Source organism: Archangium sp. (genome assembly GCF_036389735.1).
Taxonomy (GTDB): Bacteria; Myxococcota; Myxococcia; order Myxococcales; family Myxococcaceae; genus Archangium.
Map to the genome: position 1 here is coordinate 1 of NZ_DASVWK010000582.1, position 10,413 is coordinate 10,413.

8 protein-coding genes and 1 pseudogene are annotated in these 10,413 nt (G+C 66.8%); 7 read left to right on the forward strand and 2 right to left on the reverse strand.

Annotated elements, in window-relative coordinates; all coding sequences use genetic code 11:
• The 5 genes from VF794_RS20365 to VF794_RS20385 form a co-directional block, all read left to right on the forward strand.
• Positions 1-445, forward strand: a 445-nt coding sequence (locus VF794_RS20365) for a restriction endonuclease subunit S (RefSeq protein ID WP_331112886.1), incomplete at its 5' end; no start/stop codon positions are given.
• Entirely contained in the window at positions 442-3,690 is a 3,249-nt protein-coding gene (locus tag VF794_RS20370; protein ID WP_331112888.1) for an HsdR family type I site-specific deoxyribonuclease, read from the forward strand. The genes VF794_RS20365 and VF794_RS20370, both read left to right, overlap by 4 nt.
• Positions 3,687-4,382, forward strand: a complete 696-nt coding sequence (locus VF794_RS20375) for a SprT family zinc-dependent metalloprotease (RefSeq protein WP_331112891.1) — start codon at positions 3,687-3,689, stop codon at positions 4,380-4,382. The genes VF794_RS20370 and VF794_RS20375 overlap by 4 nt, the downstream gene beginning before the upstream one ends.
• 17 nt (positions 4,383-4,399) lie before the next feature.
• Positions 4,400-4,912 (forward strand): hypothetical protein, encoded by a 513-nt coding sequence (locus tag VF794_RS20380; protein ID WP_331112893.1) that lies wholly within the window; start codon positions 4,400-4,402, stop codon positions 4,910-4,912.
• A gap of 42 nt (positions 4,913-4,954) precedes the next feature.
• Positions 4,955-5,302 (forward strand): hypothetical protein, encoded by a 348-nt coding sequence (locus tag VF794_RS20385; RefSeq protein ID WP_331112895.1) that lies wholly within the window; start codon positions 4,955-4,957, stop codon positions 5,300-5,302.
• A 14-nt stretch (positions 5,303-5,316) separates the two neighbouring features.
• Here the strand turns inward: VF794_RS20385 and VF794_RS20390 are convergent, their stop codons facing one another.
• Both VF794_RS20390 and VF794_RS20395 read right to left on the reverse strand, forming a co-directional pair.
• Entirely contained in the window at positions 5,317-6,510 is a 1,194-nt protein-coding gene (locus VF794_RS20390) for an MFS transporter (RefSeq protein ID WP_331112897.1), read from the reverse strand.
• Between the two features lie 66 nt (positions 6,511-6,576).
• Positions 6,577-9,321 carry a bifunctional acetate--CoA ligase family protein/GNAT family N-acetyltransferase gene (locus VF794_RS20395; RefSeq protein WP_331112899.1) on the reverse strand — a complete coding sequence of 915 codons (2,745 nt, stop codon included), beginning with the start codon at positions 9,319-9,321 and terminating at the stop codon, positions 6,577-6,579.
• A gap of 156 nt (positions 9,322-9,477) precedes the next feature.
• Here VF794_RS20395 and VF794_RS20400 point away from each other — a divergent pair.
• Positions 9,478-9,621: pseudogene (locus tag VF794_RS20400) on the forward strand (DUF2380 domain-containing protein); the annotation flags it as partial.
• 155 nt (positions 9,622-9,776) lie between these two features.
• Positions 9,777-10,274 (forward strand): hypothetical protein, encoded by a 498-nt coding sequence (locus VF794_RS20405; protein ID WP_331112901.1) that lies wholly within the window; start codon positions 9,777-9,779, stop codon positions 10,272-10,274.
• Positions 10,275-10,413 lie beyond the last annotated feature (139 nt).

The window sequence follows — 10,413 nt, forward strand, 5'->3', positions numbered from 1 at the left end:
GGAAGTGGGCCTCGAACTGTTGCCCCCGGGGACAGTTTTGGTAGCTATGTACGGGGGTTGGCAGCAGATTGGTCGAACGGCTATTCTTGAAATTCAAGCGACTACGAATCAGGCCATTAGCGCTTTGGTTCCGGACGAGAAGAGTATATCTCCAGAGTATTTACTTCGCGCGTTGCAGCACGGCCGGTCTCGGTGGAAGCAAGTAGCAGCGAGCACACGAAAAGATCCAAACATCACCAAGGCAGATGTTAATTATTTCGTTTTGCCTTTGCCTTCATTGCTCGAACAGACACAAATATCCAAGATGTATCGAGCTATTCTTGAGTGCCTTGCCTGCGAAGAGATGCAGACTGAAAAGCTCCGCCTCCTCAAGCAAGGCCTGATGGAAGACCTCCTCACCGGCTGCGTGCGCGTCACCCACCTGCTGAACAAGGCCATCCGATGAACTCCGGCCCCGAGTTCACTACAGTTGAATCTCCCTTCCTCGATCAACTCGTAGGCCTGGGCTGGAAGATGGTCACCGGCAACCTTACGCACCCGTCGGCGACCGGTCGCACTTCATTCCGCGAGGTGCTGCTGAAAGACGACCTCCGCAAGGCCCTCCGCGACATCAACCTCCGCGACAGCCAGCCATGGCTTGACGACCACCGCATCTCCCAGGCGGTGAGCGCCCTCGATCGCATTTCCGCGCCGAAGCTCATGGAGGCAAACAAGGAGGCCACTGAACTACTCCACGGGGGCCACCCCGTTGAGGGCCTCGACGACTGGGATCAGGGCCGCTCCCGAACCGTCCACTTCATCGACTGGAAGCATCCGGAGCGCAACACCTTCACCGTCATCAACCAGTTCCGCGTCGACTGCCCCGGCGGCCAAGTCAAGGGCTATATTGTCCCGGACCTGGTGCTGTTCGTGAACGGCATCCCTCTCGTCGTGGTGGAGTGCAAGAGCCCGGGAGCGCCCGAGCCCCTCCCGTCCGCCGTGGACCAACTCCGCCTCTATTCCAACCAGCGCAAGGCCGCCGGAGAGGTCGAAGACAACGAGGGCAACGAGCGTCTCTTCCACACCACCCAGTTCCTCGTGGCCACGTGCTTCGACGAGGCCCGCGTGGGCACCATCGGTGCCGACCTGCGGCATTACCTGGAGTGGAAGGACACCGCGCCCGTGCCCCTGGCTGACGTGGCCTCCACGCTCAACCTCACGCACCCCTCCCAGCTCGCCAGCCAGCAGAAGTTGGTCGCCGGCATGCTCCGCCCGGAGCACCTGATCGACATCCTCCGGCACTTCACCCTCTACCAGCAGGTCTCCGGGCGCACGGTGAAGGTCGTCTGCCGCTACCAGCAGTTCCGCGCCGTGCGAGCCGCCGTGGACCGGCTCCTCCACGGGAAGACGCGCGCCCAAGACGGTGAGCACGACCGTCGGGGCGGTCTCATCTGGCACACCCAGGGCTCGGGCAAGAGCCTCACCATGGTGTTCCTCATCCGCAAGCTGCGCTCCGAGGAGAAACTGCGCTGCTTCAAGGTCGTCCTGGTGACAGACCGCAAGGACCTCCAGCGGCAGCTCTCCAACACCGCCTCGCTCACCGGAGAGTCCGTGCTCGTGGCCCGCCACACAGAGAAGCTGGAGAAGTTGCTCAAGCAGAAGGGACCCGGCCTCGTCTTCGCCACCATCCAGACGTATGCCCTCCGCGACGAAGAGGACGGCGCCCCCGAGACCGACTCCGGCGCGTTCCCCACGCTCAACGACGACGAGTCCGTCCTCGTGATGGTGGACGAGGCGCACCGCTCGCACTCCAGCGCACTGCACGCCAACCTGCTGGCCGCGCTGCCCAACTGCGCGCGCATCGGCTTCACGGGCACGCCCATCCTCATGGGCGAGAAGAAGCGCACCCACGAAGTCTTCGGCGATTACCTGGACCGCTACACCCTGCGAGAGTCCGAGGCGGACGGCGCCACGGTGCCCATCCTTTACGAGGGCCGCTCCGCCGAGGGCGCGGTGCGTGATGGGGGAGACCTGGACCAGCTCTTCGAGGATTGGTTCCGCGACTACTCCGAGGAGGAGCGGGAGGAAATCAAGCGCCGATACGGCACCCTGCGCGCGGCGCTCGAGGCGCGGGAGCTCATCGAGGACAAGGCACGGAACATGCTACGGCATTACGTGGAGCACATCCTCCCCAACGGGCTGAAGGCGCAGGTGGTGGCCTACAGCCGGCTTGCCGCCGTGCGCTACACCGAGGCCCTGGGCAAGGCCCGGGACGAGCTGGTCACTGAGGCCGAGACGCTCACCCCTGAGGAGCGGGCGCTGGACGATCTGGAACTCCAGGACAAGCCGCGACGGCTCCAGGCGTCCGTGCGCGCCGCGCGTCACCTCCCCCTGGTGCGCCGACTGGAGTCCGCCACGGTCATCTCCGGCACTGACAAGGACGACACCTTCTACCAAGAGTGGACGGACCCGGCGAAGACGGAGGCGCGCATCGTCCGCTTCACCCGGCCGTTGGTACACGAGGACGAGGCACAGACGGATCCACTCGCCTTCCTGGTGGTGAAATCCATGCTCCTCACCGGCTTCGACGCGCCCGTGGAGGGCGTCATGTACCTGGACCGCTCCATCCGCGAGGCGGAGTTGTTGCAGGCCATCGCCCGCGTCAACCGCACCGGGCACGGGAAGACGGCTGGCATCCTCGTGGACTACGCCAACGTGTCCCGCCATCTGAAGGAGGCGCTCGCCGCCTACAGCGTGGAAGACGTGGAGGGGGCGCTCCGCAGCCTCACAGATGAGCTGCCCACGCTGCGCGACAGGCACCAGCGGTTGGTGGACCTGTTCGAGAGCCGAGGGGTGGATTTCCGAGGCCCGGACGAGCCGTGCCTGCAACTGCTCGGCGACGCGAAGCTGCGCGCGGAGTTCACCGTCAAGCTGAAGCAACTCCTGGAGTTGCTGAATCTGGTGCTGCCCCGGCCCGAGGCGCTCCCTTACGTGAAGGACGCGAAGCGGCTGGGCTTTCTGCTCGGCCGCGCCCGTATCCGTTACCGGGACGGCAAGCCCGGCCTGGACAAGTCGGTGGGCGCCAAGGTGCGCAAGCTCATCGATGACCACCTCGTCTCGCTGGGGGTGGACCCGAAGATTCCACCCATCTCCATCACGCACCCGCGGTTCGCCGCCCACGTGGAGAAGGAGGTGTCACCGCGAGCCAAGGCATCGGAGATGGAGCACGCCATCCGCTATCACATCCGCGAGCACATGGACGAGGATCCGGTCCACTACCAGAAGCTCTCCGAGCGCCTGGAGGAGATCCTCCGGACGTACGGCGAGAGCTGGGAGCAGCTCGCGCTCTCCTTGAAGGACTTCGTCCCCGAGGTGGAGGGCGGGCGGAAGCAGGATGACACCGGGTTGGATCCCCTGACCGAGGCGCCGTTCTTCTCCATCCTCAAGGAGGAGCGCGAGAAGCAGCAGCCGGTGGGGGCGGAACAGGCCCGGCGGCTCGTGGAGGTGACGCTGCGGCTCGTGGATCTGCTCCGATCCGAGATGGACGTCGTCGCGTTCTGGAAGAATCCCCAGCGCCAGGGAGAGCTCCGGGGGAAGGTGTTCATGTTCCTGGACGAGCTGGAGGTGGTGCCCTTCGAACGGTTGGACCCGCTGACGGACCTGATAATGGAGCTGGCGAAGGCGAACCACGCGAAGCTGGTAGGGGAATGAGCGAGCTGGTGGTGGGAGACCTGGAATTCCAGGTGCGGCGCAGCGAGCGGCGGCGCACGTTGGAAATCACCGTGGAGCGGGACGGGCGGCTGCTGCTGTCAGCACCCGCAGGCTGCGATCAGGCACGGCTTGAGCGCTTCGTACAGTCGAAGCGGCGCTGGGTGTACGAGAAGCTCGCCGCGAGGGAAGCACTGAAGCCGGCGCTCCCGGCGCGGCGGTTCGTCAGTGGCGAGGGGCTGCCGTATCTGGGGAGGACGTTCCGGCTGCTGCTGGTGCCGGAGCAGGAGGTCCCCGTGAAATTAGCGGCGGGGCGCTTCCGGATGCGCCGGACGGACGCCGCGAAGGGGAGGGAGCACCTGGTGCGCTGGTACACGGCGCATGCGCGTCCATGGCTGGAGACACGAGTCGAGCGCTACGCCGGGCGCATCGACGTGAAGCCGGGGGCCATGACGGTGCAGGAGCTGGGCTACCGCTGGGGCTCCTGCGGAAAGGGGGGCCGCCTCTACTTCCACTGGAGGAGCATCCTGCTGCCGCCGCGCATCGCGGACTATGTCGTGGTGCACGAGCTGGTGCACCTGCGCGAACCGCACCACTCGCCCGGCTTCTGGCGCGCCGTGGAGCGCGTGCTGCCGGACTTCGCGCTCCGCAAGCAATGGCTGGCCGAGCACGGCGCCGAGATCGGCACCATCTGACGGCCCCTTCATATGATATGGACACCACGAAAAGACTCTTGTTCCGCTGGCTCTTGTGCTCCATTGCTGGCGCCTTGGCGTCCGGGTGCGCGTCGTCCTCTACAACTCATCGTGAAGACGCCCTCGGAGACAGCGAGGCAGCCGAGCACCTGCCAGATGAACGCGCTTACAGGGACGCAGCGGAGAAGTTTCTAAAGTTCCTCGAAGAGGAGCGGCAAGCAGGACCGAGCGTCATTCAAGCGTCAGGGAAAGACGGGATATACCCCATGTATGAGTGCATGGATTACGGGTGCCCTGACAAAGTGCTGTGTAAAGAGGCCAACGTCTATTGCCACGTCACCCACTGCGGCAAGGGGAGTTGTCGCGGTTGCCCGGAGCCATTCCCAGACGTATTCAAGAATATTTTCATCAAAGAATGGTGCAAGTTCGACTGCCTGCGGGGCGCTGTCTGGGCTGGAACGGCCTTCGGCTTCGTGCCAAGCATCGGGAAGAAGCTTTTCATCGGGCCGGTCGCTTGCCTCATTGAGTAAGCCTTCGCGGATTCCGAGAGCGCACCAGGAAAGAGGCCGCAGATGTCATCAACTCCCGGACAGAAAGCCGCTCGCCTTGCGACTGCCCTCAATAGTCTGGGGCACATTGCAATGGGGCACTCGCTGGAAGAGGCTCGCCGCTCCAAGGGAGATGCGAAACTAAGGGAGGAGTTCCATGAAGACGCAAACCTCGTTTTCGAGATGGTTGTCTACGAGGAGAGAGTCAACTCAACGGTGATTCCCTACCCCGCGGCATGCAAGGCCGCACTCTCCCGGTTTCGAGACCTGGTGCAATCCGTTGACTTCGACGATGCCGCGAGCGTGGCCAGCCTCAAGGCATGTGCTCGGCAGGCCCTTGAGGCCTTTCTGGGAGAACCGTTGCCCGAGTGAGAGGGTTTCAGTGCTCAGTTCGCGCCGGGAACCGTCTCGCTCCGAGCCTTCGCGCTCGCATGCCACGCCAGGGCGCCGAACATCCCCGCCAGGGCACTCAGCAGGCCCGCCGCCGCCAGGAACGCGCCGCCCAGTCCCACCACGCCGATGAGCGGTTGCGCGAGCAGGGGCGAGATGAACTGCCCCAGGAAGAGACTCGTCGTCAGCAGGCCCATCGCCCGGCCCCGCACCGCCTCCGGCGCCAACGAGGCCGCCCAGTTGCTCATGTTGGGCGTCAGTAGCCCCTGGCCCAGGCCCGACACCGCCAGCCCTCCCACCACCGCCGCGTACGACTGGGCCGTGCCCACGAGCACATAGCCCAGGCCCATGCAGGCGAAGAGCACCGCCATGATGCCGCGGTAGCTGAGTACCTGGCGCACCCGCGCGTAGCGCAGCGAGACGACCGACCCCACCAGCGTGGAGATTCCCACCGCCAGCCCCGCCATCGCCGATGACGCCACCCCCAGCCGCCGCAGCAGGAAGGGGAGCTGCAAGGGGATGAGGTAGAAGATCATCATGCCCAGCAGGGCCAGGGCGTAGACCTGCCATAGCGTGCTCCACGGCAGGGGCACGCGCTCCGAGCCGCCCACCGCGCCCCGCTTCGCCTCCGGCTCGGGGAGGAAGAGCAGGATGAACGGGAGTACGAGGAAGGCATACAGGTAGACGCCGAACGGGGCCCGCCAGTGGAAGTCGGCCAGCAGGCCTCCGCCCAGCATGAAGACGAGGCCGCCCACGCCCATGAAGGCCGCCTGGCGCCCCAGCACCACGCCCCGCTCGGGGCCCGCGTAGTAGTCGGCGATCAGCGCCGTGGCCGTCGTCATCAGGCCTCCCACCGCCAGGCCGAGCAGCGCGCGGCACACCAGGATGAGCGGCAGCTCCGTGAGCACCCCTGGCAGCGCTCCCGCCACGCCATAGAGGGCCACGGACGCCACGAGGAGCCGCTTGCGTCCGAAGCGGTCGATGAGCGCCCCCGCCAGCGGCGCCCCCACCGCGGTGAACAGCGCCGGCAGCGTCACCACCAGGCGCACCCACAGGTCGATTCCCGGCACCCACTCGAAGGCCATTCGCAGGCGCGGCAGCGAGGGCGAGATGGCGGCGCTCGCCATGATCGTCATCATGCTGACGAGCAACAGGGTGAGCAGCCGCAGCGTGGGGTGGGGAGAGCGCATGCGAAACTCTTAGCCCATCTACTCCCAGCCATTCCAGAGACTCCCGGGAAAGCCTCGAACCGGGTTCTAGCCCTCCAGTACCTTGACCGCTTTCACCACATCCTCCCCCATGCCCCCCGGATGGAGGATGTCGAACCCCAGCTTGCGGCTGACGCGCTGCATCGCGCCGTTGCCCGGCAGGATGTCCGCCACGATGCGCCGCAGCCCCCAGTCCCGCCCCACCTCCACCAATCGTCGCAGCACCTCCGACCCCAGGCCCTGCCGTTGCACCGCGTCGCTGATGAGCATCGCGAACTCGGCGTCCTCCGTCCCCGGCAACTTCGTCAGGCGCCCCACCCCGACAATCTCTCCCCGGTTGGCTCCGTCCGCCCGCTCCACCACCAGCGCCATCTCCCGCGCGTAGTCGTTGAAGCAGATGCGCGCCAGCCGCTCATGGGCCACGCGCTGGTCCAGCTTCATCATCCCCGCGTACCGCAAGAACACCGTCTGCTCCGACAGGGTCTTGTGGAACTCCACCATCCTCGGCTCGTCCTCCGGCCGGATGGGGCGCACCTGCACCGGCTCCCCATTCTTCATCGTGCACCGCCCCACGTACTTCGTCGGGTACGGGAGGATCGCCAGCCGCGGCAGCTCCTCCTCCTTCACCTCGGGGCCATGCAGCACCACGCGCGCGTCCAGCGCCACCAGCCGCTCCGCCGAGGCCAGCAGCGGATTGATGTCCACCTCCTTGATGAAGCGCTGCTCCACCACCAACTGGCTGAAGCGCACCAGCAGCTTCTCCAGCGCTCCCATGTCCACCGGCTTGCGGCCTCGCACCCCGCGCAGGGCCTCGTGGATGCGCGTCTGCTCCATCATCCGCCGCGCCAGCGTCGTGTTCAGCGGTGGCAGGGCCAGCGCCCGGTCCTTGAACACCTCCACCAGCGTGCCGCCCGAGCCGAACAGCAGCACCGGCCCGAACTGTGCGTCCAGGCTGCTGCCCACGATGAGCTCGTAACCGTCCAGCTTCACCATGGGCTGCACCGTCACCCCGTCGAACGCATCCGCCTGGCCCAGCGCCTCCAGCTTCTCGCGGATGCCCTCGAAGGCCTCGCGCACCGCGTCCGCGCTCGCCAGGTTCAGCCGCACCCCGCCCACCTCCGTCTTGTGTGAGATGCGCCGCGAGTGCAGCTTCAGCACCACCGGGTAGCCCAGGGACTCCGCCTCGCGCACCGCCTCGTCCACGCTGGAGGCCAGCCGCGTCTCCACGACTGGAATCCCATACGCCGCCAACAGTCGCTTGGACTCGTGCTCCGTCAGCAGCAGCCGGCCGGCCGCGCGCGCCTCGCGAATGAGTGCCTCGGCCTCCTCGCGCCGCTCCGGCTCCTCCGTCAGCATCGGCGTCTCGTACAGGCCCGCCAGGTTGTACGAGTAGCGCCACATGTAATTGAAGATGCGCGCCGCCGTGTCGGGATAGCCGAACGTCGGAATCCCCACGTCGTTCAGGATGCGCTCGCCCGCCGCCACGTCCGAGCCCCCCATCCAGCTCGCGATGACGGGTTTGCCCAGCTTCGCGTAGGCCTTCAGCCGGTCCGCCGTCTGCGTGGGCTCGGTCATGTCCTGCGGCGTGAGGATGACGAGCAGGCCATCGCTGTTCTCGTCCGCCCCGGTGACTTCCAGGGCCTTCGCGTAGCGCTCGGGGTCCGCGTCGCCCAGGATGTCCACCGGGTTGCCGTGGCTCCACGCCGAGGGAAGGAAGGTGTTCAGCTCCGCCAGCGTCTGGCCCGACAGCTTCGCCAGCTCGCCCCCGCCCATCACCAGCGCGTCCGTGGCCAGCACGCCCGGGCCGCCCGCGTTGGTGAGGATGGTGAGGCGCCGGCCCTCGGGGCGCGGCTGCCGGGCGAGCACCTCGGCCATGTAGAAGAGGTCCGCGATGGAGTCCACGCGCAGCACGCCCGTGCGCCGGAAGGCCGCGCTCAGCACCTCGTCACTGCCCGTGAGCGTGCCCGTGTGCGAGGCCGCCGCCGCCGCTGCCTGCGCCGTGCGCCCCGCCTTGATGACGATGATGGGCTTGTGCAGCGCCACCTCGCGCGCCGCCGACAGGAAGCCCCGCGCGTCGCCGATGGACTCCATGTAGATGAGGATGCTGCGCGTGCGCGGGTCATCGCCCAGGTAGTCGATGACGTCGCCCCACCCCACGTCCAGCATCGAGCCCATGGACACGAAGGCGCTGAAGCCCACCGCCTCGCGCAGGCTCCAGTCGAGGATGGCCGTGAGCAGCGCGCCGCTCTGGCTGACGAAGGCCACGTTACCCGGCCGCGCCATGTCTCCCGCGAAGGTGGCGTTGAGCCCCGTGGGCGGCCGCATCACCCCCAGGCAGTTGGGACCGATGATGCGGATGCCCGCCTCCCGGGCGATTTGAAGCACCTCCTGCTCCAGCTTCACGCCCTCGGGACCAATCTCCTTGAAGCCCGCGGAGATGATGATGACGCCCTTGACCCCCATCTCCGCGCACTCGCGCATCAGCCCGGGCACGGTGGTGGACGGGGTGATGAGGACGGCCAGGTCCACCGGCTCCGGCAGCGCCTTGAGGGACGGCCAGGCCTTGATGCCCAGCACGTTCGGCCGCTTGGGATTGATGGGGTAGACAGTGCCCCCGAAGGGGTTGCTGATGAGGTTCCAGAGGATGGTGCGCCCCACGCTCCCCTGCCGCTCGCTCGCCCCCACCACCGCCACGCTGCGCGGGTTGAAGAGGGCATCGAGCGGATGACGGCCTCGCTGGTGCAGCAGGTCGTACGAAGGGTCATTCCGTGGCGGACGCGTCGACTGGGCCATAGGGCCCGCTTTGTGGGCCTGGCACTGCCTCTCAATCAACCGCAACCGTGTGACGAGCGCGTGTTGCGTCGCCTGGGCGGCAGTGGAAACTTCGAGGGCGCGGCGTTGTGGCCGGTGTGGAACAAGCGCCCGCCGCCCTAGCAAGGCTCGAGGGGAGGGATGTGGAACCAGGCCTGGAGACAATTCAAGGACGCCCACCCCGATGCGTCTCCCGAAGCGATATACCGCCACGCTGGGGAACTCCTCTTCCGCTTCCAACTGACGGGGCCCATCGTGCCCTACACTCGAGGAGGAAGGTGAAGGTGAGCAGATGACGAGGTTCTACCGACTCCGAGCACCAGATCAGTCCCAGTACACCGGAGACTTGAGCGCCAGACATACGAAGTGCCCGCGCGCTGAGGTTCCATGAGCCCCACCTGCCGCCCAGGCCCGCTCGGCGGTAGGCTCTCGGGGCCATGGCTCGCCGCAAGAAGGCCGATGATGAGGCCACCCTCCGCGTCCGCAATCTGATCGCCCTCGATGCCGCCAACATCATGCGGCGCCTGGAGGCACGCCGGGGCGAGATGTTCGCCCTCTTCTCCCGCCTGCGCAGCCGCGAGCCCATGCTCAGCACGCTCACCACCCGCTACGCCTCGGCCACCTTCCACGACCTCGTCCACCTACCCGTGCACGAGCAGTCCGTCGTGGACCACTTCTATGAGTGCGTGGACGCGCTCCGCTGGTACTTCACCTACACCGAGGACATGCCCAGCACCGCCCAGCAGACCTTCACCACCCTGCACCGCCGCATCGAGGAGGCCCACCGCCTGCTCATCGCCACGCTGGGCCGCCCCGTGTCTCCCGATGGTGTCACCGTCGTCGAGGGCGAGGTGCTCCGCCGCGAGGACACCGCACCCACCACGGCCACACTCGTGCGCGCCGCTCCCACTCGCAAGCGCCGGGGCTCGGACTGAGCCGTCCCCCCTCTGGCCCCCGCCCCGCGAGAGCCGATATGACAGGGCACGGTTCCTTCTCCCGGAGCGCTTGCCCATGAAGTCCCGCGTGATGCTGCTCGCCGCACTCGCCTCGACCGCCGTTGGCTGCAAGAAGGAG